Consider the following 26456-nt stretch of genomic DNA (forward strand, 5'->3'; position numbering starts at 1 on the left):
TGTTGTTTATATCCCTTAGTGCAAAATAAAAATTCTAGTTTGGATCAAATAGAGGTATGGTTTTCTTAGATATTCGTGGATTATCTGTGAAATATCCTTCATCATCTGGTCCAGTTTATGCCGTGGATGATGTAGATATTCAATTAGAAGATGGACAATCAATTGGAATTGCAGGTGAGAGTGCATGTGGAAAAAGTACACTGGGATTGTCAATAATTCGAATGCTTTCTAGCGGAACTATCCAAGGTAACATTTTCTTTGAAAATGATTCTATTTTGGATATGAGTGAATCTGATTTTAATGAAAATTATAGGTGGAAAAAAATATCCATGGTTTTTCAAGGTGCAATGAATGCGCTAGATCCTGTCTTCACTATAAATGAACAATTTCATGAAATTCTCAAACAACACCACTTTGAGGGAAATTCCAAACAATTGATTTTGGATGCGATTAATTCTGTTAGTCTTGACGAAAATGTTTTGAAAAAATACCCTCATGAACTAAGCGGTGGTATGAAGCAAAGAGTGGTAATTGCAATGGCATTGCTCTTAAAGCCAAAGTTTGTCATTGCTGATGAGCCTACAACAGCACTTGACATGCTAATTCAAGCACAAATTATCGCATTGCTAAAAACCCTGAAAAAAGAAGGAATGTCGTTTTTGCTAATCACACATGATTTGGCAGTATTATCTGAAATTGCAGATAAGATTGGAATAATGTATGGTGGGCAGATTGTTGAATTTGGAACTTCTGAAGAAATTTACAAAAATCCTCAACATCCATACACACAAGGTCTACTAGAATCCATTCCAACATTAAAGGGTGGCTCACCAAAATACATCAAAGGAAGTCCTCCGAGTTTACTTGATGCTCCAACTGCATGCCGGTTTTTAGAAAGATGTCCTTTAGCAATTGAAAAATGTAAAAAACTTCCGCCAAAACTTGCAACTAAAACAGGGTATGTGAGATGCTGGCTTTATGAAGACAAATGAAGTTTTTATTTTGAATTTAGATATTCTTTGTCAATTTTCTTTAGATAAATTTCTTGAATCTCTGTGATTTCTCGTTGTGTTGTATTTTTAGAAATCATTCTTAGATAATTTGCCAAATCTTGATTTTTTTGCATATTTTCAAACTCTTCAATTTTTTTCAATGATTCTTGCTCAAACCTCATAATGTCTTGCAATTCTTTACTGATATCTTCGATTTTCATCGTCTCATAATCTTTGCATTTTGCTTTTCTAAAACTGATTTCATCTATTATTTTTTCAATTTCGTCCATATTTGATATGTTTTTTATTTTATAATATTAATTTTAAATTCTCATTTTTGGTTTTCTTTTTTATGTTCTAAAATATGTTTTAACCCATTCGTCATGCTTAATGAATCTAAATCGATGCTACAGTAAGGACACTTCAAAGTGATTCATGTGTTTGAATATTTTTTCACAATTGGTAGACATGAATCTATAATTCGTAACACTTCTGATCTGATTACTTTTTTATCAATTGACATCCACACTCTGATTTTTTTTATGGCAAAAGAAATTGTCTGGACTTTTTTTCTTTCTTCCCACGAAAATTCAATTTCTCCTAAATTCTTGTCAAAAAATCCTTCAAGATCAGTTTTCATGGCAATATGTGAAAATTGATACTGTGTGTTTTTTTCGTCTAAAAGTGGAATTAAATCTGGTCTTCTTTTATAGGCCAATAACTCTCCACTCTCCCCAATCACGCCTACGAATCGTATGTATGGACTTATTGTGGCTATTGTGTTGCATATTGTTTCAAAGTCTTTTTTTGCCAATTTATTCCTCTTTGAAAAGATGATATTTTAATGATTGTTGTAAGCGACTCTCCTAGTTTTAATTAAATAAAGCCCAAAAATAGCTTGATTTGTGGATTTTGTTGATCTATTTCCATTTGCACCGGAAGTAGGTTATCTGAGCTTATCTCTAGTTAACTTCTTTGGTTCACTTATTCCGTTTATTCCGTTACCTGGATTCTTGCTTTTAGCTACTATGGCAGTAGGTGATCAATTTGATCTTCATGTTCTGGCACTCTTATCTGCAATTACTGCAACAGTTGCAAAGCAAATAATCTTCTATGTCAGTTATGGTGGGCGAAAAATCATCAATGAAAAAACTAGAAAAAGAATGCGTCCATTTGAAAGATTAGTTAAGAGATATGGTGCTGGTGCTGCATTTTTTGCTGCAGCTACTCCGATTCCTGATGACTTGGTGTATGTACCTTTAGGATTGGCAAAATATAATCCGAAACGATTTTTTATAGCAACTCTTACTGGAAAAGTAGTTCTTAGTTATTCCATTGTTTTCATTTCTCATTATCTGGGATTATCTTTAGTAGATCCTCTTATTGAAAACATTGATGATGCAACTCCTGTTTACATCGGAATTATTATTTTCGGTATTATGATGACTTCTGTTGTGATCTTACTGTTAAGATTAGATTGGGAAAAAATTCTTGGTAAATTTGCACCCTGGACTTTGGACGAGAACAATGAAGAATAGTTTTTTAAATATCTATTTTGAAATTCCATAACTTGTCTGTCGCATTTTTTATTCCGATTCTTGGCGATGCTATTATTTTTTTTGGTTTAATTCCTTCTGCAATGTGTAACCTTGAATCTTTGGTCAAATCTATTCCATAATGCTCTTTTGTAATTTCTAAGGCCTGAGTTAGTTTTGCTGGTCCATTTGTAAGATCTTTCGTATTTGCAATCTTTCTATTTTTCTGCATCTTTTCAATTCCCTTTTCAGGCTTAATTGCTCGAATGAGAACTGCGCCTGCTTTGATTTTCGGATGTCTTGCTACTACATTAAAGCAATAATGCATTCCATAGGTAAAATAGACATAAGCATGTCCAACATCCTCAAACATCACTTTGTTTCTATCTGTCTTTCTGCCAAATGCATGACTTGCAGGATCATCGGTATGTCTGTATGCTTCAGTTTCAGTGATTATTCCTGATAACTCTGTTCTTCCAATTTTTCTAATGATTCTTTTTCCAAGAATGTTTCTTGCAACTGTAATAGTGTCTTTGGAATAGAATTCTCTAGGAATCATACTCTATGTCTATTTTGATTTCTTTTCCGTTTTTCAATTCTCTTATGTTTTCAAATAATTTCACAATGTCGTTCTTTAGTACATCAATTAGCCCTTGATTGTATATCGTTGCTGCTGGATGAATGGTGAGAAAATATAGTTGATTGTCTCTTCTTACGATTTTTCCTCTAAATTTTGTTATTTCTGAACCTCCTAAAATTGAACTAAATGCCGTATTTCCCAAAACACAAATAATTTTTGGTTTTATTATTGAAATTTCCTGCTTTAGATATTCTTGACAAGTGTTTCTTTCGTCTGTATTTGGAACTCTGTTTTGTGGCGGTCTGCACTTTACAATATTTGTAATGTACACCGATTCTCTTGAAACTCCTGCCTCATCAAGTGCGATTGAGAGTTTCTGGCCTGCAATTCCTACAAATGGTTCTCCACTTTTATCCTCGTTTCTTCCAGGTGCTTCTCCTACAAACATTACTTCTGCTTGAGAATTTCCTTTCCCTGGAACTGAGTTTGTCCTAGTCTTACAAAGATCGCACTTTGTACAATTTATGACATTTTGTTTTATTGACTCTAATTCTTGCTCCATTTTTAATTAACACTCTTTACAGTTGCTATTCCACGAATTGTCGGTCCCCCGTTTCCCATAATCATTGATTGCATAGGATCACCTTTGCCACAATTAGTTATTGGTCTTACTGTAAAGTCATTCCCACAAGCATTAATTGATGCAAAAAATTCTGGTGCAGTGCCCATCACTATCACATCTCTTAGCAAGCCTGTGATTTCTCCGTTTTCTATTTTTTGAGCGTACTGGCATGAAATGCTCCAGTTGTATCGTTTCATATCTATTGAAGGTATTTTCATATTTGAAATAAGAATTCCCTTTTTTACTTCTTTTATTATTTCATCTGGATTTCTATCCCCGTTTCCAATACATGTACATGCCATACGAATTAAAGGCATGAATCTATAGTTGGTGGCTCTCATGTTTCCTGTTGGCTCTGTGTTAAAAATTTGGGCAGTTTCCCTGTTTTGCAGATGTTTTTTTAAAATTCCATTTTCGACAAGTGTGGTTTTTTGAGTTTTTATTCCTTCATCATCAAAAAAATACCATCCTAGACTCTCTTTGATGGTTGGATCATCAAAGACATTAAGATTCTCAGAGCCTATCTTTTCTCCAATTTTTCCTTTCCACCACGCACCCCCTGCCCATGCCATTTCTTTTCCTAAAACCCTGTCTGCTTCTGATGGATGACCTAGTATTTCATGTGTTAGTAATGAAACAAAATCTGGATTCATGACAACTGTTGTTTGTTCTTCTTTTGCAAATTTTGCAATAATTAATTCCGATGCTTTTTGGGATATCTCTTTGGCTTTTTGTTGAATTTTTTCTTTATCTGTAATTTGTTCTAATCCTCCTCTTCCACCTTCTGTAGTGTTAATTGATTGTGTAATTCCAGAATCATGAGCTACTGCATTCATGTCTATTATCATATCTGTGAAATTTTGTTCAATTTTAGAACCTTCACTATTTGTAAAATATTTTGAATTCTCTGTATACCATGGATTGATAACTGATCTGATAATTTTTGGTGTATCTAAAATAATTTGACTACAATCTAGACCTATTTCCATTAGTTTCTCTATTGATGGTTTTTTCAAAACTGGGAAATCTATCTTTACATTATTAACTGTGCTAGAGTATGTCTCTATTTTCTTTTTTCTGTGACGTGATGAATTTTTAACTGCGTGATCAATCTTATTTTTTATCTCTTCAAATGATTTGGGATCTGTAACTGAACAAAAACCCCATGCCCCATTTTTAATTAATCTAATTCCTAATCCTGCATCTGTAGACGTTTTGATGTTTTCTATGTCTTTATTTTCTATTAACACTGATTTTTTATCTTGCTTCTCAGCTCGTACATCACAGTAATGTACTCCCAATTCCATTGCGTACTTGATTCCTTTGTCTGCTAATTCGCATAGATCTGAATTCATAATTACTTGATTCCAAGGACTAGTAAATCTTCTACTATTCAGTGATTGGAAATTGCAGGCATAGTAAAATAGTACTCATCCTCAAATTCATAGTCTACTGTGCCTTTCTTACGTAAAAATTCAAAATATTTGGTACAATCTTCATAAAATTCATTATTTTTTTGCCCTTGTTCCATGACTGCTTTTTCAAAATCTGCATTTTTTTAGGAGAGTGAGTAATTTTAGCTCTGAAAGTTTGTTTTCTTTAAGTAGGATTAACTGCTGATTTTACGTGGCTAGCTAATTTCGGAAGTGTAAATGTGAATGCTGCTCCTTGATTGATCTCGCTTTGTACAGATATTTCTCCCATATGATTATCTATGATTCCTTTACAAATGGCTAATCCTAACCCACTCCCTCCTCTTTCTCTAGTTAATGTAGCATCCACTTGATAGAATTTCTTGAAGAGTTCCTTTAGATGGCTCTTTGGAATTCCTACCCCGTTATCTTTGATGACAATTTTGATTTCTTTTGGGAGTTCTTCCATGCTAACTTGAATCTTTCCTGTGTTTGGTTGCACTGCATTCAAACTGTTTTTAATTAAATTTGTAATTACTTGCATGATCCTATCTGGGTCGTGTTCTATTTCCAAATCTAACAAATTTGAACTTAATTCAATCTTATTTTTTTGGGCTTCTGGTAACAACGAATTGATTGCTTTGTTGATTGTCTCTTTGATGTTTTTGATTTCTTTTTTCATTCTTAACTGGCCTAAATCTAATTTTTGTGCATCTAACAAGTCTGAAATAATTCCTAACAATGTCTCAGAACTTGATTTGATAATTTCGATTCTCTCTTTTTGTTTGTCTGTTAATTTTCCCAAATGTTCTCCAAGTAAAATATCTGAATATCCTTGAATTGGAACTAGCGGTGTCTTTAATTCGTGAGTAATCATTGCTAAAAATTCATCTTTTGCAATGTCTGTTTTTTTAGCTTCTTCTTCTTTTTCTTTAATTGTATCAGACATTATATTGAAATTCGTTACAAGTTGTCCTACCTCATCCGTGCCTGAATATTCAATTTTTTCACCATATACTCCTTCTTTTACCTTTGATAGTGCTTTACTGATTATCTCCAGAGGCAAAAGTGATTTTCTAATTATCGTTAGAACTAAAATGAATGCAGCAATGTCTACAATTAATAAAATTTGAATAATTATTTGACCTTCAGAACCTTCTTTTGTGATTTCATTATTCCAAGAATTTATCAATCTGTCTGTGTCTTCAAATAAAATTAATTTCTGTTCATACATTTTATTTTTTGCAATGTTGAATTCTGGAGATAATAGTGCTCTGTCTTCAAGGATGGTTATTCTTAATTGAATTGCTTCCCAAAGAGGGTCTATTTTTCTTAGTGATTCAGAATTTTCCCTTGGAATTGCTTCCAACTCTTCATGTGTCATGCCTACACTTTCGACCTCCAAATCTTCAGTTGAAATTTGTAATAATTTTCTGATTCCAATTTCAAATTGCAGTTTTTTCTCTCCAAGTATTTCTTGAGTGTTTTCTCCCTCGCCTATTGAAATTAGCAAACTTTGTTGCCCAATAATTTTTGCGCATTCTGCTAAATCTTTTGCAATTTGTTTGTGAGCATTGTAATTTCTATCCAAAGTGTCCAAGTCTCTTACTAGATTATCTGTAAGCAGAACTAGATCCTGATTTTTTTGCAAAACATAGTTCATCGCATTTGTAGCTTCTGGATCAAATACTGATGTTATTTCTACATCTAATGCTCGTGACTTGTAATTTTCCCATGATGAGTAAACCTTGTTATAATCTAAAACAAGTGCTGGAGGAATAACGGATATTTCTTGCCCATTAATGTTTCCACCATTTTTAATTTTCAATAATGTTGATTGAACTTCATCAATTTCTTTTTGTAATTCATTTTTATCTTCTGCATTTCCATTTGCAACAGATGTTGCAAGTGCTGAAATTAATTCAGCTTTAACTTTCACATCTCCAATTCTAATTATGGATTGTGATTGTGATATTCCTGATTTATCATCTTGATATAGCAAAAACAGATTAAATACAGCTGCTGCGATTAAAATTATTATCAAAAGATATGCTTTACTTACTATCTTCACAACTATGATTTTCATACAAAGAGTATAAAAACATCCAGATACACTATTTTGCATAATGTCTGATGAATTCATCAAAATTGCTACCGCAGAAATCAATGAGGAGATTTCCGCAATTTCCTCAATTTTAAATTCATGTACGGCCAATGAGGATGTTTTTCAAAATTCTAAAGAATTACAAAGCCATACTCACAAAATCAAAGGGTTAGCGCCAATGATGGGTCAAGAAGAATTAGGTTCCATATGTTCTATGTTAGATGCGGTGTTAAAACAAATCAACGATGGCAAAAAAATTGAAGGCATTTATGATATTTTTACTGAATCACTACCTTTCATGAAAAATTCCATGAGTGAACCTGGATATGACATGACATCTATCATAGATAAAGTAACTAATTTTTCTTCTAATGTAAAATGATGAATATTTTTTATATTCATACTTTCACTGTTCTGTATGGCCAATATTTTAATTGCTGATGACTCTAATGCCATTCGTCTAGTTTTAAAAGATATTTTGTCAATTGGCGAACATGATGTTATTGCTGAAGCGTGTGATGGTTCTGAGGCAGTTGAATTTTATAAAAAATATAATCCTGACTTGATGTTGCTTGATCTTGCCATGCCAAAAAAAGACGGTTATGCTGTAACAAAAGAAATTATCTCATATGATCCTAACGCAAAAATAATTTTAATTACTGCAAGTGATGATCAAAAAACAATTCAGAAATGTTTGAATGAGGGTGCATTCTCCTATGTTTCAAAACCTTTTGATTTTAATGCAGTTTTGGATACCATAAAAGAAATTCTAAAAAGTAATTTAGGTACTATTGGGACTAATAAGTAATAACTTGTCAAAAATAGTCCCTGATACTAGCGTTATAATTAACGGTGAACTAATTTCTCAAATAGAAACAGGTTCAATTAGGAATGCCCAGATCATCATTCCACAAGCTGTATTTGATGAATTACGATCTCAAGCCTCAAATAAAAAAGAACAGGGGTTTATTGGTTTGGAAAAAATTAGAAATCTTAATGAATTGTCTGGAAGTTTTGGTTTAGAAATTGTGATGAAAGGTTCACATCCTTCTTCTGACGATATCAAGTTTGCTTCTAGTGGCAGGATTGATGCGCTTATCGTTGATGTGGCAAAACAAAATGATGCAATTCTTTACACTTCTGATAAAATTCAAAATCTAGTTGCGCAAGCTGAAGGAATAAAAACTGTATTTCTTAAAACTACGATCAAGCCTGAAAAATTAGAATTTTTAAAATTTTTTGATGTTGAAACAATGAGTATTCATCTTAAGGAAAATCAATTTCCTTTAGCTAAGAAAGGAAAACCCGGTGCCTTTATTTTAACTCAAATTAACGATGATATTCTCACAAAATCTTATTTGAAAATGATTGCATCACAAATCTTCGATGTTGCAAATGTGTCCGATTCCAGTACCATCGAAATTTCAAAGACTGGTGCATCTGTAATCCAACATGATGATTATAGAATAGCAATAACTTATCCACCCTTTTCTGAATCATATGAAATCACGATTGTCCATCCAATCATCAAATTATCATTGGAAGATTATGCAATATCTGATGCACTAATGGAAAGATTATCTGATAGAGCCGAAGGAATTGTCATTTCAGGTGCGCCTGGTTCTGGGAAAAGTACTCTTGCATCAGGGCTTGCAAATTTTTATCACAAAAAAGGAAAAATTGTTAAAACTTTTGAATCACCTCGAGATTTACAAGTTGATCCTGGCATAACACAATATGGTAAATTAGATGGAAGTTTTGATAACACTGCAGACATTTTACTTTTGGTTCGCCCTGATTATACTATTTTTGATGAAGTAAGAAGACGGGAAGATTTTAGAACTTTTGCTGATTTGCGACTAACTGGAGTTGGAATGGTTGGCGTTGTTCATGCAAACTCTCCATTAGATGCTATTCAGCGTTTTATTGGGAAAATTGAATTGGGGATCATACCAAATATTTTGGACACTGTTGTGTTTGTAAATGATGGGATGATAGAGAAAGTTTATGATCTTGAATTAAAAGTAAAAGTTCCTTCTGGCATGACTGAATCTGATCTTGCCAGACCTGTTATTGAAGTAAGGAATTTTCAAGATAATGTTTTGGAACATGAAATATACACATTTGGAGAAGAAAACGTCATTGTTCCTGTTGCAAAACGTGTCCAAAAAATAGGGATTGAAAAACTCGCTGAAGATAAAATAAGAGACTCCTTCAAGAGATACGATCCTAATGTTCAAGTTGAGATTTTATCTGATAATAGGGTCAAAGTTCTTGTAAATGAACAATACATTCCGTCAATAATTGGAAGAGGAGGATCCAACATTAATGAAATTGAAAAATCCCTTCAAGTGCATATTGATGTAGTAGCAAAAGACTCCAAAAATCTCTCCTTGACCTCAAATGATCTCCCTTTTTCATTTTCAGAATCAAAAACTGCATTACTTCTCACTGTGAGTAGAGAATACACTTCAATGCATGCTGATGTTTATGTAAATGATAAATTTTTGACCTCTGTTAGAATTGGCAAAAAAGGACAAATCAAAATTCCAAAACGTTCTGATGTTGCAAGAGATCTTATGAATTCCACTTCGCGCAATGAAATAAAACTATATCTTAAAGATTTTTAAAATTTTCAATGATTTTTGGGTTTGCTTTTAGAAAAGTAATAAATTTTCTTAACTGTCGAATTGTTTTTGGATTTAAGTGGTGCTCTATTCCTTCTGTGTCCTGATTTGCAGTATCATACCCTACACCTAAAATTTCAAAAAACTCTAACAAAATTCCGTGGTTTTGTCTTATTCCCTCAGCTATTTGTGAACCTTTTGCTGTAAGATTGATTCCGTGATATTTTTCATATTCTAAAAATCCTCCCTCGTCTAATCTTTGAAGCATTTTGGTTACACTTGGTGCACTCACATTCATGTATCTTGAAATGTCTAATGTTGTGGCATATCCCTTTAATTCTACAAGTTCTGAAATAATTTCTAAATAATCTTCCATTCTTGCACTGGAACGGGTTCTTTCTGTTTGATGGGCTGCTTTAATTGAATCTAATCTCTTGGAATTTTTAGATTTCATGCGTTCGTTGTAATTACGTTAAATCTAGTATAATTGAGTGTCTTTTCAATAAACTGTGGTTATTCTTTGTTGACTTGAGTGTGATGGTAGTTGATCTTAGAATGTTAACTATTTTTTTATAAATCATAATTGGTATGGTAGACCCTCTAAAGGAACGACTAGCTAATTTAAAAAAAATATCTGATTCAGCCAAACGTAGAGCCAATTTATATACTGACATTGCTAAAATTGATAGCAAACATACCAATTCTTCACTGGGTGCACTTCAGAAAGCTCCCGCTCCAGGCAAAAAACTCCAAAAAATTGGATTTTTGATGTTGTGGATTCCCGAACCCACTGGTGTCACTTGTGCTGTTGGTGGTCCGATGATTGTTGCAGGAAGATATCTTGACAAAAAATACAATGGTTCTACTATTCACGATATTGGTCATGAAACAAAAAATACCCTTTCATCAATTAGTGACTTTAAGAATTCGATAATGTGACAGTTTTTAAAAGATAAAAAGAGATTATGGCGGAACCATTGGTCTTACAAGATTCCCGATACCTGATTCTGTCAAAACATGGTACTCCCAAGTTCCCCATATTGACCATTCAGGATTATCTCTGTATCGAGGGTCGGTCTCATGTACTATCAGATAGTTGTAATGACCGTTGTCATCGTATCCGTGACAATTGATGTGATTTTGTATCCAGCCAGAATCCATGAAAGGATCATTCTCAAAGTTTCCTCTGAAATTTACTACATAATCACATACAGTCAAGGTGGAAGAATCCAACTCCTCTACTGAATCAACAGTTCCCTGGATGCGCCCATCTCCAAGATCCCAGTACCAGTCCCCAAGATTGTCGTACGCATAAACTGATGTATAGTGACCGTTTACTGTAACTCCTTTGTCTGGAATTCCGTTGTTATCTTTGTCTTTTTTGGATTGTTTTTCATGTCCTGGAACGATCGTTCCAGCATCAGCAGATACAATAAATCCTGTACTTGCTAGCATTATTGCAGCTAGTATAATTGCCATTGTTTTAATCATTAAAGTTATGAAATAAACAAAATAGTTAAAGATGATCTTAAAATTTGAAAATATCACAAATTTTAAGCAAGCCTATCTTCCTATCATAGATTGTCACAGTAGATATTAGACAAATTAACGTATTTTAAAAGGATTGAAATTAATTAACTCATGACAACTAGATCCCAAGTATTAATTCCTATTTTTATTGCAGCTGTAATCATTGGCATTGTTGGATTGATGTCGATTCCAAGTGAAAGTAAATTGGAATCTGTTGAATTTCCTAGAGGGACAATAAAAGTTGATGATGTTCCCTTGCAGGTACAGATTGCTGACACTGAACCCAGACGTGTTCGTGGTTTAATGTTTCAAGATGAACTTCCATATGATCAAGGTATGATTTTTGTATTTGAACAATCTGGATTATACTCTCTTTGGATGCTTAACATGCAATTTTCGCTTGACATGATTTGGTTTGATGAAGACGGCAAAGTGGTTCATATCGAAAAAAACATACCTCCGTGCAAAAGTCCGTTAGAAATCACTACATGTCAAAGTGTCATACCTGATAATGAGGCAATATATGTTCTTGAAGTAACATCTGGTTTTGTTGAACGAAATAATATTACAAAAGATTCTATGTTAACTATTATTTCTATTTGATTTTAAAAAAGCTTATCTGAGATGTACATAAAATGATTCTGATGAAGAAAATAGTCTTGATTTCGGCAATTGCAGGATTTGTGATTGTTGGTCTTGTTTCTTCTCTATTGCTTTCTCCAAATTCATTGGACGCTAAAACTTCAATGCCTGTCTATGAAATTGATTTTACTTTTTATGATGTCGAAAAAATTCAAAAATCTCTTAATGAGCATAATGTTTTCATGTCTACTCCAAGTGCAATCACTGATCATACAATAGATCAGTATTGTACTTTTTTTGATTCTACAAACACAAAAAGAACCGTAGAGTATTGTACTACTACAGCACTCTTAAACTCTGATGGAAAAACTATTGGAAATCTAAACATGGGTGGAACCACCTACAATCCTATCATGGCACTTGCTATTGTGGATGCATCACCATTTTTGAATTCAAAAGCAGACGAGGTTGACATTATTTTTCAAACTATGATTGAAACATTGGTCTGTACTTGCTGGGAAGACCGTCAGCCTGGGGGATTTGAATCTGTATCAGAATGGATTGATGTTGCCCAAGAGAAATATGCTGAATCATCTCAAACCACCATCAAATCTGAGATTAATGGTTTAGATAACAAGAGGCTGATTTTGGAGATTACATCCACAGGTAAATCATATCTATGGACATTAATTGTACTAAAGTAGTCTGATTATATACTGCGAAATTCTTTGATTGACGATTACAATGATTGATCAATTTTGGTTAATTCTTTTGGGATTCGCAGCAGGCATTCTAGGATCTATGATTGGTCTTGGTGGGGGAATTGTTATAGTTCCTGTATTGACATTTCTGGGATTTCCACCTACGACTGCAGCAAGTAACAGCCTTTTTGCTGCATTAAGCAATGCGGTTGCTTCTACAATTTCATATTCTAAACAAAAAAGAATAGAAATTTCTTTAGGGTTAAAATTTGGATTGCTCTCAATTCCTGGAACTGTTTTGGGTGCAATGATCTCAACTGATGTGGCACCGGATCTTTTTAAAATATTATTTGGATTTGTTTTGATAGCATCGGCAGCGTACATTTTTTTAAGAAAACAAATTGAACCTAAAGAAAAAGCACTATCAAAACAAATAATGATCTTTGCAGTGGGTGCAAGTTTTTTTGCAGGAATTATCTCTTCATTTTTTGGGATAGGTGGTGGTATAATCTTTGTACCATTAATGGTTGTTGGAATGGGGATGGCAATGAAAAGAGCGGCCCCTACATCTCAATTGATATTATTATTCGCTTCTTTTTCTGGAGTAATTTCTCACAGTATTTTAGGCCATCCTGATTTTATGCAGGCAGGATTTTTGGCAGCTGGTTCTTTTGTGGGTGGATTGGTTGGCGCACGCTTGTCTATTGATATACGTGAAAGATATTTGCAAATAATTGTCTCTGTTGTAGTGCTGATTGCTGCAGGAAAACTTTTTCTGGATTCACTTTCTGGTACTTTTGGATTTTAGCCTTGTTGTGCTTTTATACTTTTTTTGTAATTACAAAATGTTCTTCAGGTCTTTTGATCTTAGAGCTGGGGAGACTAGTCGGCTTCCCGGTTTTGTTTTATCTAGGTGGTTCTTTCTTTATTCTGTAAATGTTTCTTTTTGAAATAACAATGGTCTCTCCTTCTTGATTGGTTCCTTCATAATCAATTCCAATCTTTCCATATTCTTCATCAATGTCATCTTTTTGTGAGATTGTGAATTTTAATTTCAAAACTTGATCAGTGTACAATGTCTTTAGAAATCTTGTGTTTCTGTTTTCCCATCCTGGATCCCCATCTGTTCCAACAAAAATAATGTGATTCCCATAAATCTGACTCAATCTTGTAAATTCTCCTTCCATTCTGGATAGAATTGCCCTTCCAGAAACAATCTTTTCTTTTTCTTTTTGTCCATCTTCTAGGAATGCATTTCTAACTCTTGAAAAATTCAAATATTCTTCTAATTCTTTGTTTGAAATACTACACGTGGAATAAAACGAGTCTCCTACTTTGAATTCTGAAAATTTTTTCATTCTTATCTTGTTTCATCAACACAGAAAACAATTTCTGCTGATGATAAAGCATTATCAGTGACTAGAAAATTAAATGCATCTGCAATTCTTTGGTTGTTTGGCTCTGTACCTGTCACTGAACCTGGAAAAATTGTAAACATTCTGATTTTTGAATTTAGAACGTCACTAAGTTCTTGGTTAACTGTGGTTGTAAATGGTCTTAACGCTCCTCTGAAAACCTCTACTTGTGCTCTTTGTATTCCTGTTACTTTCTTTCCAACTGGCAAATCTGGCCCAATTATCATGATTGCTCCTTTGGCATCTTTGTAAAGACGAGGATCATTAGCTCCTCCTGGAACAAATTGTTCAAGTGCTCTTTGTGCAACTGTTGCTGGAGTTGAAATGAATTTTTCAGTTAAAGCCTCCCATTCTGCTCTGGATACTTCTGTTAATTTTGGTATGTCTGGTAGTTTTCCAGTTACGTGAATAACTCCTAAAATATCCCCGATGTTTGTTTTTGCTGTGTTTAACCACCTTGCGACTTCATCGGGATTTTTGATGTCCACTATATGGGAGTGGAATTTGCTGCTGATGTATTCTTGTAATTCTGAGGGTGTGTCTTGAGAAATAAAGCATGCTACTTTTCCACCATTTTTCTCTACATGTTGTGCTAAAAATTCAATTCTTTCGGCATCTGCTTTGTCTGTTGCATCAATTGTAAACACGACTGCTTTTCCGGTAAAGTCTGGTTGATGTACACCTGGTGCGGTAGTCCCTATGTGTGGTTTAACTGGATAAAATACTCTGTCTCCAGGAATTACTTTTCCATTGATTATTTTTGCAATTTCATCGTCGCATAGATTGAGAACTGTTTCAGCAACTTGTCCTTGTGAAAGAAATTCTCTGTTTGCAATCATGTGAGATGTGTTGTTTTGAACCTTTTCTGCAATGGTTTGAATTTTGTTTAGTAGATTGGTAAATGTTTCAGTTAATTTAGACACATCTTTGCCGTTTGCAAGTTTGGTTGCAGCATCAGTAATTCCTTTTTTAATTACACTTTCATCTTCTCCTAATAATGGGAGCAATTCTCTGTTTGCTTCATCAACTTGCACTGGGGATAAATCTTCAAATCCACTTACACGCATAAACTCTGCTGCGGCTTTTGGGTAAACTGTTTTGTAAATTCTATCTGAATGCACTGGACCTGGATTTGTAGCGATGGATATGATTCCTTTATCTGTCAATTCCCATGACATTAATTCTGCTAATCTATTTTTTGCTCCTTGGGATGCAGTATATGGACTTCTGAATCTATAAGGTCTCTGTTCTAGCGGTTTTTCTTCTGTAAAGAATGTGGATATTGTAATGATTTTTCCACCTTCTTTCATTACTTTTAGAGCCTGAACAGACCCCCAGAACGTACCTGTGAGATGAATTCCTATTGTACTTTTAAATTCATCAAGTGGGGCATTTGGAAAACACGTTACTGGTCCTGAGACTCCTGCATTGTTAATTATGTAATCTATAGTGACATTATTCTTTTTTAGTTCGTCAAACATGTTGTTCATTGCTGTCTCATCTGCAACATCAACTCCTGCAAAAATTCTAACTGATGCGTTTATTCCCTGAGGGATTCTTCCTTCAAGTTCCTTTGCTGCTTCTTCTAAGGGTTCTTTTCTTCTTCCAAGAATAATCACACTAGCTCCTTCTTCTATGAATTTTGTAGCTATAGCTTTGCCTATTCCTGTTCCGCTTCCTGTAACAAGGGCAATTTTATTTTGGAATTTTGGCATTAGCTAAAATCCCAAAACTTTTGTGATATTTAATTCGATTGATCTCTGACTTTTTTCTTGATATCTTTATTTGTGGGTATGATTCATGATTTTTAATGCATGATACAGAGCCAGATACATTTGTTTATCAAACATGGCCTGAGAAATTTAGTGGAATGTTAAAAGCGATTGGAATTGATTCAGAACCTAAAGAAATTGGTACTGATGATATTGAAAAAGGAGATTACTATAGCAGATATTTTGCTCATACAGCTAGAATGATAACTAATAGGGGATGTCTTGATGTCAAAAACTCAAACATTGACACAATACAAATAATTCAAAAGGGATAAAAAAATGCAAGATCCAGATCCACTTCCTTGGGGCGCATTAGATAGATTCCAAGCACATTTTATTGTAAAAAGAGACTCTGGGACTTCTGTTGGTAACTTTGTGGCAAAAACAAAACTAACCACAAAAGGTCATTTCGCTTCAAAGACTGTCGAAAAAGTTGAATGGGATGGGCCTGGAAGTTTGGCATCAAAACTCAATGCAGATGCTGAGCTAAATGAAATGATTGCAAAGCAATCTGTTAAAGACGCAACAATCTATGTTGAACCCACTGACGGTGCTATCAGAATTAGAAATAAGTGGAATAATCATTTATCTTTTGGAATCACGAAAGATCTTTTTGAAATTTACGACAGAATAGCTGGCCACATAAAATCTGTCTAAGCTTTCCACCAGTCTAACGCAAGAAAATCCACTTTGTTCTTTCCTTTTGGAATGGCTAAAATGAATTGCTTTCTAACGGTTGTAGCAAGTCGTCCTGCAAGAACAATTCCTGTTGCTGAAATTGATTCGTTTCTAGTGTACACTTGAATTAAAAAAGGCGCGTGATCAATTCCTGGACCTTTTTCATAAACTGCAAAGTCACAACCGAATTTTATTCCAGGATTGATGATGTATCCTTTGTCTCGAAAATTTTTGTAAACTAGATATTTTTTATCAAACTCATGAACTTCGTTTCTGCAAATGTCTGTCAATTGTTCTACGGTGATTTTTTGTTTTGATTTTCTAATGGTTATTTTTTTGTTTTCTAAAAGGTATAATCCTTCGATAAGATCCAAAATCAACGGTGCATCAATTTCATCAATTTTTGGTTTTGGTATCCCTATTGGTTTGCCATAATATCCTTGACTGAAAAGTTTGCGTGAATCTTTGATATTCCACACAATGATTCTGTTTTCAATTAACTCACTTTTCATTATTGTTCTGAAACGTTCTGTGTATATGAATTCTCTAGTTGTTTATGGAATTTTTAAAATATTAAAAATAAAGTAAAAATTTAGAGTGAATTGTTTATAGGCTCAATGCTAATAATATGAAAGAGTCAGATACTCTTTGACATTTGTCTGACATTTCTTCAATTCCTTCTATGACGTCTTTGATTAACATCAGTTCTTTTGTTGATGTAACCTCGTTTAGAAGTTTAATTGTTGCATCCCTATATTTTATGTCTATTTCTCTTTCTATTGTTTGTGTTTCTTGAGCCAATTCAATTGCATTTGCAGTGTTTGTGTTTAGGCTTCTAATGATTTCATTTAACTTGTAGACTTCATCGACAACAAGCTCGATTAATTTGGTGATGTCTTGATCAAGTTTTGAACTTTTTAGCGTAGCTGGCTTTACATTTGATAGTTTGAATGAAATTCCTGTGATGTAACCTGCGATCTCATCCATTGTATATGCTGTGTTTAGGAGATTTTCTCTATTCATGATTAATCCTCCTACATCTGCAACTTCTCTGGTGATCTTTCGTCTTAGGCTTTCTACTTCTTCTTCAATTGTAGAAATTTGCTCTAATGCGTTTTTAATTCCTGTCTTGTCTTTTTTCATCATAAGCTCAGGGAGTGTTGCTAGTTCTCTTGCAGCATTTAGAATTCTGTTTATTTCGTCTTGTAAAACTGCTATAGCCTTTCTTTTTGCTTGAACTTCAAGCTCTCCGCTATACATAACAGAATGTAAAAAATCTTCAGGTAATTTAAATCCTCTATGATTTTTGATGTTTTTTGAGCATGTTAAATCAAATTCTTATCATGTGCCACTTTTTTTTGCCCTCTGTACAGTGTGATGACTTCTTCATTAGTTGATGCGTCTTCTGCTGCTTTTTCTACTCTTATTTTTCCGGTAAATTTTGGAAATCTTAATGCAAGTCCTGCGCCTTTTCTAATTTTGTCTTCTGCTGCTTTGTGAATTGGACTAAGTGTAATTTCTGATGCCACTACTTCTACTACTAGCTCTGGTTCAAACCATACGTCTGCTTCCATCTCGCTAATGATGCGGGGATTTTTTTTGATTGTAACTTTTGGATGTAATATTTGATACAGCTGATCTAAGGATTCATCAGAAAATCCTGTTCCCACTTTACAAATACTTGGAAATGTATCATTGTCTTCATCATATGTTGCAAGCAACAACGTTCCATAACTTCCCGTTCTTCTTCCTTTTCCAAAAAACCCGCCTATTACAACTAGATCCAAACTGTCTCCTAATTCGTTTTGATACTCTCGTTTTAACTTCAACCAGTAATTTCCTCTGGAACCTGCTTGGTATGGTTTATCCATCATCTTTAGCATCAATCCTTCGCTACCTGCATTGATGCCATTTTCCATAAAGTCTTCAATTTCGTTTTTGTTTTTGATTGTGGTCATTGGTATGTATTTTACAAATTCATCTTCTTTTACGACTTTTTCTAATTTCTCTCTTCTGTCTTTGTATGGTAATTCTAAACAGCTTTTGCCATTGCAATATAGAACATCAAATAAATTCACTGAAATTGGGTATTGTGTTACAGCTTTTTCTATCTTGTATTTTCTTCTCCTGTGCATTAGCTCTTGAAACGGCAAAAATTCTCCGGTGTTTTCGTTCATTGCTACTGCTTCTGCTTCCAATATGATGTTGTCAGCTTGAACTGCTTTAGGAATTCTTTCTATGATGTCGGGATAATAACTTGATATGTTTTCTAAACTTCTTGAAAACAATACCACTTTTTCTCCTTCAATGTGAAGTTGTACTCTTTCTCCGTCTAGTTTGTATTCTGCGGCAAACTCAATTCCCATTTTCTCCATTGCTTCTTCTTCACTTTTTACTCTGTCTGCAAGCATGGGTCTAATTGGATTAAATAAAATAATTTCAAATTTTTCTACTCCTTCAATTCCTTTTGTTGCAATTATTTCTGCAACCTTTCCCAAGTCGCTTGAAACATTGTATGCGTGCTCTAAACTTTTTCTATTTTCTTTACTTCCAGAAAACGCTATTGCCAATGCATCCATCACTGTGTTTTCCGCAATTCCTAATCGTAGCGTTCCTAACAAAATTTTCAAAATGTAACTTGCTTCTAATGGGGTTGCATCATTTAGCAAACTTGAGATGTATTTCATTTTCATGTCTTGAGAACGAGAGCCTTCTAATTTTGCAATTTTGAATAGCGTTTCATAGACTCTTTCTATTGTGATGTCTTCGACAAGAAATGTTGTTTGTGTTTTTTGTTCCAGTATTATGGATGCTGCTTGCCCCAAGTCTCCTCCTTTTCTATATTCGTCCTCGATTTTTTTGATTGGTATTCCTGAGGATTTTGAGATTGCCCTTATTGCAAGTTTTTCTGCAACGCCTAACTCAATGCCTTCAAAATCAGGTCTTAGTTTTCCTTGTAACAGATACACAATTTTTGAAATTATGTCGTGTGGTGTGTTCTCAAATAATTCCACTAAGAATTGTGTTAACTCTAATCTTTTTCTGGTTGATTCCATTTTGTAAAATGATTCAGCTAAAATAGAAAACTCCACTCTAACTCTCTACCAATCCTGAATAAAAGTTTGAATCTAGATGTATCTGAAAATTGTCGGCTTGTCTGATTTTGGAAGTTCAGAAACTAGTGCAAAATTGTATAACGGATACGCTTCTTTGTATTGTTTCATAAAACTCCATGCAACATCGTGTGTTTTGAATTCTGTTCTAATTCCATCAATATGGCTTATCTTTCCAAACACATCAAATACTACAACAGAATATTGTTTTGGGCGATTGTGTGGCTTTGCTTTGAGCAACCATGCAAGGGCAAAAATAAAAACTGCCCCTAAAATCACATACTCTCCTGCTACTTTGAAAAATGCTAAAACTACTCCTGGTATGGTTTGTCCAAATAACACCGCCACAAAATTTGAAAATGATATCACTGCTAACGCTGTGAAAATATACGTTTTCCAATCAAAGAGCTTCTGAAAAGAATTCAAAGATACAAAGAATACACTTCATTTTGATTTAACTATTTCCCATGATTTGCAAGATTTGAAATCCCTAATCTGGATCTTCGTAGTTCTCTTTTTTCTCGCCACTGGAGGATGCCTCTTCCATTGGTTTCATCTTTGCTTCAAGAACATCCATTCTTGCTCTGTATCCTTCAGCATATTCTAGTTCTGATGGGACAAGTGTCGCTGGGTGGATAAATCCTTGGCTTCTAATCGCAATTGCTTTCTTTGTTGCAATTTCTCTAATGTAATCCCAATCTGGAGTAGAGAATCCATCAAATGGTCCCGTTAACTTTCCATTGTGCATGCTGAACACTAGTGCCTGTACAATTGGAATGCAAAAGTTGATTGTTGCAGCTGAATTTAGTTTTACAGGCATTAATGGCATATTGTGACTTCCTCTTGTGTTTCCTGCAACATAATGTGGATTGTTAAACACACTTCCTACTTCTTCTGTTGCTGGAAAATTTTTTTGTGTTCTTACTAGACAAATTGGATCGTCTTTTCCAACATACGTTCCTGCAATGTTGTGTAATCTGTCAGTTGATGCATCTAAAATTGGTTCCCCATCTTTTGTGTATACTGAATCTACAACATATCTGCCTGGATACATCAATGCAGCTTCAATTGTAGGCTTGTCTTGCCATAATTCAAGTTCTGCAATCTGTGCTTTTTCAACATCCATAATGTGCATCTTTACTCCTGCTGCAAGACTCTTGTTTACAATTAACCCTGTGTTACTTAGTGCATCTACAAACATTCTGTAAATTGGATAGTTGAATGCACCAGGTTCTGTTTTGTCTGCCGCAAACACAGTAAATGCTTCGTTTGGTCTTTCTTCGAATTCCATCTCTGCAACTCCAGGACCCATACCTTTTACATTGCCTGAAAAAGAATCTTTAAGCAAATCTTGTCCTGCGCCATACAGTCCCTCTTCTTTTGCAACTTGAGTTCCCGCCATGAATGCATCCCATGCTAATTTGTGAATTTTTTCATTATCCACACCATGAGTATGTGTCATGACAATGTGGGTATCATCTCCACAATAACCAATATAGTGATCAATTAGTAAATCCCCTGAATTCTTGACTGTGTTTCTAATTGCTTCAATTAGTCCATCACTGGGTTTTGTGTGGCCGCCTACTCCACCTACGTCTGCTTTGATAACGGAAACTGTAATTTTCATATTTTTTTATTTTTAATCCTTTGATTTATGTGCTTTTGACAAAGTTTCGTGATCTGAAATTAATTGAATTTTTTTAAATTTTTGTTCAAAAATTCATAACAGTAATAAATGCCCTCAGTTAGGCATTTCATATGGCAGATAAACCACACTTGAACCTGATTGTTACAGGACATATTGATAATGGAAAATCAACTACTATGGGTCATTTTTTGATGGATCTTGGGGTTGTAGATGAAAGAACTATTGCAGCTCACGGTGCAGAATCAGAAAAGACCGGAAAAGGTGATACTTTCAAGTATGCTTGGGTTATGGATAACATTAAAGATGAAAGAGAGAGAGGTATTACAATCGATCTAGCTTTCCAAAAATTTGAGTCACCAAAGTACTTCTTTACTTTGATTGACGCTCCTGGTCACAGGGACTTTATTAAAAACATGATTACTGGTGCTTCTGAAGCAGATGCAGCCATTTTAGTACTTTCAGCAAAAGAAGGCGAAACTGATACTGCAATTGCAGCTGGTGGACAAGCAAGAGAACACGCATTCTTGCTTAAGACACTTGGTGTAAGCCAACTAATTGTTGCAATCAACAAAATGGATGCAGTAGAATACAAAGAAGACGCTTTTAATGCAGCCAAAGAGAAAGGTGAAAAATTAGTAAGATCTGTAGGTTACAAACTAGAGAACGTACCATTCATTCCAGTTTCTGGATGGAAAGGTGACAATCTCGTTAAAAGATCCGAGAACATGGCTTGGTATAAAGGTAAAACTTTGCTTGAAGCATTTGATGACTTTACTATTGCTGAAAAGCCAGTAGGTAAACCATTACGTGTTCCAATACAGGACGTTTACACCATTACCGGTGTAGGTACAGTCCCAGTAGGTAGAGTTGAAACCGGTATTATGAAAGCAGGACAAAAAATTATTGTCATGCCATCTGGTGCTCAAGGTGAAATCAAATCTATTGAGACTCACCACACAGAAATGCCATCTGCAGAAGCAGGTGACAACATTGGTTTCAACCTTAGAGGTATTGAAAAGAAAGATATCAAGAGAGGCGATGTACTTGGAACTCCTGATGCACCACCAATGGTTGCAAAAGAATTCAAGGCACAAATTATCGTTATTCACCACCCAACAGCAATTGCTCCTGGTTATACGCCAGTAATGCATGCACACACAGCACAAGTAGCAGCAACAGTTACTGAGTTCCTCCAAAAGATCAACCCAGCATCTGGCGCAGTTGAAGAAGAAAATCCAAAATTCCTCAAAGTTGGTGACTCTGCAATTGTTAAAATCAGACCGGTGAGACCAACTTGTATTGAAACATTCCAAGAATTCCCTGAAATGGGTAGATTCGCACTTAGAGACATGGGTGCAACTATCGCAGCAGGAATTGTAAAGGAAATTACCGAAGAGTACAAACCATAGGCGGATCTTTTATGACTCAAACCGCCCGTGTTAAACTCACTTCAACCAGTCTGCCAAAATTAGATGGCGTCTGCGGTGAAATCATGGGTATTGGTAAAAAGACAGGCGTTAAGGTAAAAGGTCCAACACCACTTCCTGTAAAAAGATTGCATGTGGCAACTAGAAAATCTCCTTGCGGTAGCGGAACAGAAACTTATGAAAAATGGGAGATGAAAATGCATCGAAGAATTATCAATATCAACGCTGATGATAAAGCTATCCGACAACTAATGAGGCTAAAGATCCCTGACGATGTTTACATTGAATTGTCCTTGACATAATCTGGTAGCCTTAAATTATAGAAATTTTGATGATAAACATGGTTGAAAATTTTGATGATGATGAAATTGAGGAAACTCCTGTTGAAACATTTGATGTAAACTATTCTTGTCTGCGATGCGGAACCATAGTTTCAAACACTGAACTATCAAGATTGCCTGAAATCAAATGTATCTGTGGATTTCGAGTATTTACCAAAGTAAGACCACCAGTAGTTAAAACAGTTAAAGCAATTTAATTTATCTGTCTTTTTTGTAGCTGTGCTCTCTTTGTAAATGGGTTCTCATATCTTCCATGTTTGAGAAAAATTTGTTACACTCTTTACAATCATACTGCAAATCTTTGCCGTGAACAATCTGTTTGTGGTTCATTAACTCTTCTTCTTTTGAGAATTTTTTATCGCACAAATCACATTTTGTTTTTTTAAAAAATCCCACGTTTATCCCAACTCTGATTTCTTTTCATCCCAACATCTTCTGCATAACTGTCCTTCAATCTTCCAATGTCCCTTTGGATTGTATCTGATTAAACCCATCTTTCCGCCACATAATGAGCAAAAGTTTTTCTTTTTACCGTGACTTTCCTCTTTGTTGTCAAAACATTTCTTGCATAACAAACCCTCCATGTCCCATTGCCATCTTGGTTCCCACAAGTCTGTAATTTTCTGCGTCTCTCCGCATTCTACACATGGTTGTCTGACCTTGCCTTCATAGTATTCCTTTGATTTTTCAAAATGACAATCACCGCACAGCACCCCTTTGATGTTCCACTCTCTTTTCGGTTTGTGTTTGTGTGACAACTCTTTGTTGCAAATTGCACAGTATGATGGTTTTTTACTAAAAAATCCCATTTTGATCCTTCTGATATGACTTAATCTATAAATGTAAACAAAATAAAAATAACAAAAAAATTGTTTATTGGCTAAGGATTTTCTCAAGAGCTTGACTTGCATTAAGCATGCCGTTTCTCTTGGCAAATTCTTCGATCATTTTGTACTGTTTTTCTGTAAAACATACTGGCATTGAACGTCTTTCCATAAAGTGATGTTGAATTTTTTACTAATATCTTTTTCTCTCGGAAAGGTATTTCAAACCATTTTTTCTATTCTGGCTGTGGTCAAGAAAAGGCAGATCTTAGTAATAGGACACAATACAAGTGGGTGCACTCCGGAACATGAAAAAATTGCATATGATGTGGGAATGGAGGTTGCAAAATCCGGCTCTGTGTTGATTTGTGGAGGATTAGGCGGGGTGATGACTGCGGCAGCTCATGGCGCTAAGGATGGCAATGGTTTAACAGTTGGCATCATTCCTCAAAATGATCCTGCCATGGCCAATGAATTCTGTGATGTGGTCATTCCAACTGGAATGGGGCTTGCTCGTGATTTCCTAAATGCACTGTCTGCTGATGGCGTAATAATTATTGGAGGGGGTTCTGGAACTCTGTCTGAAACTACTGCTGCATATATGTACAAAAAACCAATGGTTGCAATTAGAAATTTGGGCGGTTCAGTTGAGAAGTTCATTGATGGTTTTATTGATCAAAGAGAGAATGTCAAGATAGTTGGCGTTGATACCCCCAAGGAAGCAGTAGAGAAAATTCTGGAGCTAATTGCTGCATAGGCATACAAAATTTGCTTGGAATGGAATCTGTTTCTAATTTAGAAATTAGGAAGTTTAGGTTTTACTTTAACAGAAGACAATAACTCGCAAATCATTCGTGATGCTAAATGCGATGTGTTGTCTTGAATATCAAATTTAGGACAAACTTCCATCATGTCCATTCCCAATATCCCATCCTGTGTGATACTTTTTAGAAGAATTGATGCAGTGATTGGATTTAATCCCATAGGTACGGGAACTGAAACACCTGGTGCAAAGGCAGGATCTATACAATCCATGTCAAAAGACACGTAGATGTTTTTTCCTATCTTTGAGAGAATATCCTCGATTACCTGTTTGAAACCATAGTATTGAATATCGGCAGGTGAAAATACCGTGATTCCATATTTTTGTATGTTTTCGATCTCTTCTAATTCAGGACTACGGATACCAATCATCACACTTGACTTGGGATCAATATACGGAAGACAGTCATACACAACTGAACCGTAAAAATTTCTGGTGGATGAAAGAAAATCTGGATGTGCATCAAAGTAGACAAGAGAAATAGGTCCGCGTTTATTTCCCAATCCCTGTATGATGGATGCCGTAAGAGAGTGGTCTCCTCCAATAGTTATTGGCACTTTTCCATCATAAGTTATTCTTTCATAGACTAGCGGGATATTTTCTCTAGATATATTTCCCAAGTCAAAGATTTTTGATTGAGCTTTTCCAGAATTTGTATATGCCAAAGATTCCTTGTTGTTTTCTACGTATACGTCCCTTGTTCTTGAGATTTTCCTTATTCTGTCAGGCGCTTCTGAAGTCCCTTTTCGTAATGAATGTGAATGAGATTCGTCGGAAATTCCAATAATCACATACTCTGACTCTTTGTAAGAATTGCAATTTGACCAGCATAATGTCTCCATTATTTTTTCACCAAAATCCTGGTGTCTTGCCAAGTGTTATGATTTAGACGCAACTGTATCACGAAATACTCAGTGTTAATTCGTGTAATTAAGGAATAAAGTAGTTGATTTCATTTAGCCCAAAGTCAATTGCAGATGATCATTCGTTTGAGAATCCAATGTATGGATTCACGATAACTCGACTAATTGCCTAGGGGGCAGATCCGCCTTTGTGCAATTTTTAGATTCATAAGAAATTACAATAACAATTTTTAACGAACATTTGGATTTCATGCTGATTTCACTATACATGTAGGAATCATTTTGAGAACATAAATAAAAAAGAAAAAAGATTACACTAGAAATAAATTATTTAGTTTTATCTTTTTCAGATTTCTTTGCTTCTTTTTTTGCTTTGTTTGAGGTTTTACTCATGACGTGCCATCTGGAAACAAGTAAATGAAGTAAAGCATAATTGACTTTATTCAGAACTAGGACAACCAAATTAATCTTGAATTTACAAATTCTTGTTTGCAGTTGGTTGCAGGTAATACAGATTGTGATAGTAAAACTTTGAGAACAAATCATTCATCTTGTTTAAATTCAAGAATTCCAACCCACATCTACTATGAGTTATCAATATGATGACGACAATGATGACGTAGATTACGACTCTGACTATGATGAGGATTAACCGTCCTCTCATTTTCTTTTTTTAGGATCTTAACTTTCTTGTAGTTTGGTTTTCTGATTCTCTATTCATGAGTGTGATCCTTGTTTTGCTAAAAGAGATATTCCTAGGTTTGGAGTCTTTACGGTTTCCCTAAAATCTTGGGTAACTTGCCCTGATGGTTATAGCATCTATCCTAGCAATTTACTAGATTATGGCACATTGCCTATAATTTGAGG

35 protein-coding genes are annotated in these 26456 nt (G+C 34.7%); 15 read left to right on the plus strand and 20 right to left on the minus strand.

The annotated features are described in order from the left end of the window. Nucleotides 1-56: 56 nt before the first annotated feature. Nucleotides 57-992, plus strand: coding sequence for an ABC transporter ATP-binding protein (locus OO712_RS04095; protein ID WP_109877269.1), 936 nt, complete (start codon nt 57-59; stop codon nt 990-992). Nucleotides 993-997: 5 nt separating this feature from the next. Here the strand turns inward: OO712_RS04095 and OO712_RS04100 are convergent, their stop codons facing one another. After that, on the minus strand, nt 998-1282 hold the full coding sequence (locus OO712_RS04100; RefSeq protein ID WP_225866901.1) for a hypothetical protein: 285 nt from the start codon (nt 1280-1282) through the stop codon (nt 998-1000). A 143-nt stretch (nt 1283-1425) separates the two neighbouring features. After that, entirely contained in the window at nt 1426-1806 is a 381-nt protein-coding gene (locus tag OO712_RS04105) for a hypothetical protein (RefSeq protein ID WP_109877267.1), read from the minus strand. Nucleotides 1807-1897: 91 nt separating this feature from the next. On the opposite strand from OO712_RS04105, the gene OO712_RS04110 reads away from it, so the two are divergent. Next, nucleotides 1898-2530, plus strand: coding sequence for a VTT domain-containing protein (locus tag OO712_RS04110; RefSeq protein ID WP_109877266.1), 633 nt, complete (start codon nt 1898-1900; stop codon nt 2528-2530). A 4-nt stretch (nt 2531-2534) separates the two neighbouring features. Here OO712_RS04110 and OO712_RS04115 read toward each other — a convergent pair whose 3' ends face one another. From OO712_RS04115 to OO712_RS04135, 5 genes are all read right to left on the minus strand, one after another. After that, nucleotides 2535-3086, minus strand: a complete 552-nt coding sequence (locus OO712_RS04115) for a DNA-3-methyladenine glycosylase (RefSeq protein WP_109877265.1) — start codon at nt 3084-3086, stop codon at nt 2535-2537. Beyond that, entirely contained in the window at nt 3076-3669 is a 594-nt protein-coding gene (locus OO712_RS04120) for a uracil-DNA glycosylase (protein WP_109877264.1), read from the minus strand. Before OO712_RS04120 ends, OO712_RS04115 begins: the two co-directional genes overlap by 11 nt. 2 nt (nt 3670-3671) lie before the next feature. After that, nucleotides 3672-5084, minus strand: coding sequence for a TldD/PmbA family protein (locus OO712_RS04125; protein ID WP_109877263.1), 1413 nt, complete (start codon nt 5082-5084; stop codon nt 3672-3674). Nucleotides 5085-5122: 38 nt separating this feature from the next. Further along, nucleotides 5123-5260, minus strand: a complete 138-nt coding sequence (locus OO712_RS04130) for a hypothetical protein (protein WP_200829092.1) — start codon at nt 5258-5260, stop codon at nt 5123-5125. A gap of 68 nt (nt 5261-5328) precedes the next feature. Then, nucleotides 5329-7227 (minus strand): sensor histidine kinase, encoded by a 1899-nt coding sequence (locus OO712_RS04135; protein ID WP_109877353.1) that lies wholly within the window; start codon nt 7225-7227, stop codon nt 5329-5331. 40 nt (nt 7228-7267) lie between these two features. Between OO712_RS04135 and OO712_RS04140 the strand changes: the two genes are divergently transcribed. The 3 genes from OO712_RS04140 to OO712_RS04150 are packed head-to-tail and all read left to right on the plus strand — an operon-like array spanning nt 7268 to nt 9875. After that, nucleotides 7268-7627: an Hpt domain-containing protein gene (locus OO712_RS04140; RefSeq protein WP_109877262.1), complete on the plus strand. Its 360-nt coding sequence runs from the start codon at nt 7268-7270 to the stop codon at nt 7625-7627. A gap of 36 nt (nt 7628-7663) precedes the next feature. Beyond that, entirely contained in the window at nt 7664-8053 is a 390-nt protein-coding gene (locus OO712_RS04145) for a response regulator (protein WP_109877261.1), read from the plus strand. 4 nt (nt 8054-8057) lie between these two features. Next, a complete protein-coding gene (locus OO712_RS04150) occupies nt 8058-9875 on the plus strand; it encodes a PINc/VapC family ATPase (RefSeq protein ID WP_109877352.1) in 1818 nt (605 codons plus the stop codon). Here OO712_RS04150 and OO712_RS04155 read toward each other — a convergent pair. Next, complete coding sequence (locus OO712_RS04155) at nt 9862-10326, minus strand: metal-dependent transcriptional regulator (RefSeq protein ID WP_109877260.1); 465 nt, start codon at nt 10324-10326, stop codon at nt 9862-9864. The two genes, OO712_RS04150 and OO712_RS04155, sit on opposite strands and share 14 nt — an antisense overlap. 134 nt (nt 10327-10460) lie before the next feature. Here OO712_RS04155 and OO712_RS04160 point away from each other — a divergent pair, with 134 nt between their 5' ends. Beyond that, the gene (locus OO712_RS04160) at nt 10461-10811 is read left to right on the plus strand and encodes a hypothetical protein (RefSeq protein WP_109877259.1); all 351 of its coding nucleotides are present in this window, start codon (nt 10461-10463) and stop codon (nt 10809-10811) included. Nucleotides 10812-10835: 24 nt separating this feature from the next. On the opposite strand, the gene OO712_RS04165 is transcribed toward OO712_RS04160, so the two are convergent. Beyond that, entirely contained in the window at nt 10836-11351 is a 516-nt protein-coding gene (locus OO712_RS04165; protein WP_146196003.1) for a hypothetical protein, read from the minus strand. A 162-nt stretch (nt 11352-11513) separates the two neighbouring features. Here OO712_RS04165 and OO712_RS04170 point away from each other — a divergent pair, with 162 nt between their 5' ends. The 3 genes from OO712_RS04170 to OO712_RS04180 are packed head-to-tail and all read left to right on the plus strand — an operon-like array spanning nt 11514 to nt 13493. Then, the gene (locus OO712_RS04170; protein ID WP_109877257.1) at nt 11514-12005 is read left to right on the plus strand and encodes a DUF192 domain-containing protein; all 492 of its coding nucleotides are present in this window, start codon (nt 11514-11516) and stop codon (nt 12003-12005) included. A 41-nt stretch (nt 12006-12046) separates the two neighbouring features. Next, on the plus strand, nt 12047-12688 hold the full coding sequence (locus OO712_RS04175; protein ID WP_109877351.1) for a hypothetical protein: 642 nt from the start codon (nt 12047-12049) through the stop codon (nt 12686-12688). Nucleotides 12689-12728: 40 nt separating this feature from the next. Further along, nucleotides 12729-13493, plus strand: coding sequence for a sulfite exporter TauE/SafE family protein (locus tag OO712_RS04180; RefSeq protein WP_109877256.1), 765 nt, complete (start codon nt 12729-12731; stop codon nt 13491-13493). Between the two features lie 97 nt (nt 13494-13590). Here OO712_RS04180 and OO712_RS04185 read toward each other — a convergent pair whose 3' ends face one another. Both OO712_RS04185 and OO712_RS04190 read right to left on the minus strand, forming a co-directional pair. Beyond that, nucleotides 13591-14043 (minus strand): hypothetical protein, encoded by a 453-nt coding sequence (locus tag OO712_RS04185; RefSeq protein ID WP_109877255.1) that lies wholly within the window; start codon nt 14041-14043, stop codon nt 13591-13593. 2 nt (nt 14044-14045) lie between these two features. Further along, a complete protein-coding gene (locus OO712_RS04190) occupies nt 14046-15815 on the minus strand; it encodes an SDR family NAD(P)-dependent oxidoreductase (protein WP_109877254.1) in 1770 nt (589 codons plus the stop codon). Nucleotides 15816-15910: 95 nt separating this feature from the next. Between OO712_RS04190 and OO712_RS04195 the strand changes: the two genes are divergently transcribed. Together OO712_RS04195 and OO712_RS04200 are read left to right on the plus strand one after the other, a co-directional pair. Continuing rightward, complete coding sequence (locus tag OO712_RS04195) at nt 15911-16147, plus strand: hypothetical protein (protein ID WP_109877253.1); 237 nt, start codon at nt 15911-15913, stop codon at nt 16145-16147. Between the two features lie 4 nt (nt 16148-16151). After that, on the plus strand, nt 16152-16529 hold the full coding sequence (locus OO712_RS04200; protein WP_109877252.1) for a hypothetical protein: 378 nt from the start codon (nt 16152-16154) through the stop codon (nt 16527-16529). Here the strand turns inward: OO712_RS04200 and endA are convergent. The 5 genes from endA to fbp all read right to left on the minus strand — a co-directional run bounded on the left by endA (nt 16526) and on the right by fbp (nt 21290). Then, a complete protein-coding gene (endA, locus tag OO712_RS04205; RefSeq protein ID WP_109877251.1) occupies nt 16526-17062 on the minus strand; it encodes a tRNA-intron lyase in 537 nt (178 codons plus the stop codon). The two genes, OO712_RS04200 and endA, sit on opposite strands and share 4 nt — an antisense overlap. A 94-nt stretch (nt 17063-17156) precedes the next feature. After that, on the minus strand, nt 17157-17810 hold the full coding sequence (locus OO712_RS04210; RefSeq protein ID WP_109877250.1) for a DUF47 domain-containing protein: 654 nt from the start codon (nt 17808-17810) through the stop codon (nt 17157-17159). Nucleotides 17811-17875: 65 nt separating this feature from the next. Next, on the minus strand, nt 17876-19642 hold the full coding sequence (locus OO712_RS04215) for an ATP-dependent DNA ligase (protein ID WP_109877249.1): 1767 nt from the start codon (nt 19640-19642) through the stop codon (nt 17876-17878). A gap of 36 nt (nt 19643-19678) precedes the next feature. Next, the gene (locus OO712_RS04220) at nt 19679-20089 is read right to left on the minus strand and encodes a membrane-associated sensor domain-containing protein (protein ID WP_109877248.1); all 411 of its coding nucleotides are present in this window, start codon (nt 20087-20089) and stop codon (nt 19679-19681) included. 64 nt (nt 20090-20153) lie between these two features. Further along, nucleotides 20154-21290 (minus strand): fructose-1,6-bisphosphate aldolase/phosphatase, encoded by a 1137-nt coding sequence (gene fbp, locus OO712_RS04225; RefSeq protein ID WP_109877247.1) that lies wholly within the window; start codon nt 21288-21290, stop codon nt 20154-20156. Between the two features lie 131 nt (nt 21291-21421). On the opposite strand from fbp, the gene tuf reads away from it, so the two are divergent. From tuf to OO712_RS04240, 3 genes are read left to right on the plus strand one after another with little or no spacing between them, the layout of a single operon-like run. Continuing rightward, nucleotides 21422-22720, plus strand: coding sequence for a translation elongation factor EF-1 subunit alpha (gene tuf / locus OO712_RS04230; RefSeq protein WP_109877246.1), 1299 nt, complete (start codon nt 21422-21424; stop codon nt 22718-22720). 11 nt (nt 22721-22731) lie between these two features. Further along, on the plus strand, nt 22732-23040 hold the full coding sequence (gene rpsJ, locus OO712_RS04235; RefSeq protein ID WP_008299200.1) for a 30S ribosomal protein S10: 309 nt from the start codon (nt 22732-22734) through the stop codon (nt 23038-23040). 29 nt (nt 23041-23069) lie between these two features. Continuing rightward, nucleotides 23070-23276 carry a TFIIB-type zinc ribbon-containing protein gene (locus tag OO712_RS04240; protein WP_109877245.1) on the plus strand — a complete coding sequence of 69 codons (207 nt, stop codon included), beginning with the start codon at nt 23070-23072 and terminating at the stop codon, nt 23274-23276. 1 nt (nt 23277) lies between these two features. Here the strand turns inward: OO712_RS04240 and OO712_RS04245 are convergent, their stop codons facing one another. The 3 genes from OO712_RS04245 to OO712_RS04255 form a co-directional block, all read right to left on the minus strand. Continuing rightward, nucleotides 23278-23475: a C2H2-type zinc finger protein gene (locus tag OO712_RS04245; RefSeq protein ID WP_109877244.1), complete on the minus strand. Its 198-nt coding sequence runs from the start codon at nt 23473-23475 to the stop codon at nt 23278-23280. Between the two features lie 2 nt (nt 23476-23477). Continuing rightward, entirely contained in the window at nt 23478-23888 is a 411-nt protein-coding gene (locus OO712_RS04250; protein WP_109877243.1) for a hypothetical protein, read from the minus strand. Between the two features lie 64 nt (nt 23889-23952). After that, nucleotides 23953-24075, minus strand: coding sequence for a hypothetical protein (locus tag OO712_RS04255; RefSeq protein WP_257719708.1), 123 nt, complete (start codon nt 24073-24075; stop codon nt 23953-23955). A gap of 75 nt (nt 24076-24150) precedes the next feature. Between OO712_RS04255 and OO712_RS04260 the strand changes: the two genes are divergently transcribed. Beyond that, nucleotides 24151-24660: a TIGR00725 family protein gene (locus OO712_RS04260; RefSeq protein ID WP_109877242.1), complete on the plus strand. Its 510-nt coding sequence runs from the start codon at nt 24151-24153 to the stop codon at nt 24658-24660. 38 nt (nt 24661-24698) lie between these two features. On the opposite strand, the gene OO712_RS04265 is transcribed toward OO712_RS04260, so the two are convergent. After that, complete coding sequence (locus OO712_RS04265) at nt 24699-25568, minus strand: arginase family protein (protein ID WP_109877350.1); 870 nt, start codon at nt 25566-25568, stop codon at nt 24699-24701. Between the last annotated feature and the right edge of the window lie 888 nt (nt 25569-26456).

This window comes from Nitrosopumilus zosterae (assembly GCF_025998175.1).
Taxonomy (GTDB): domain Archaea; phylum Thermoproteota; class Nitrososphaeria; order Nitrososphaerales; family Nitrosopumilaceae; genus Nitrosopumilus; species Nitrosopumilus zosterae.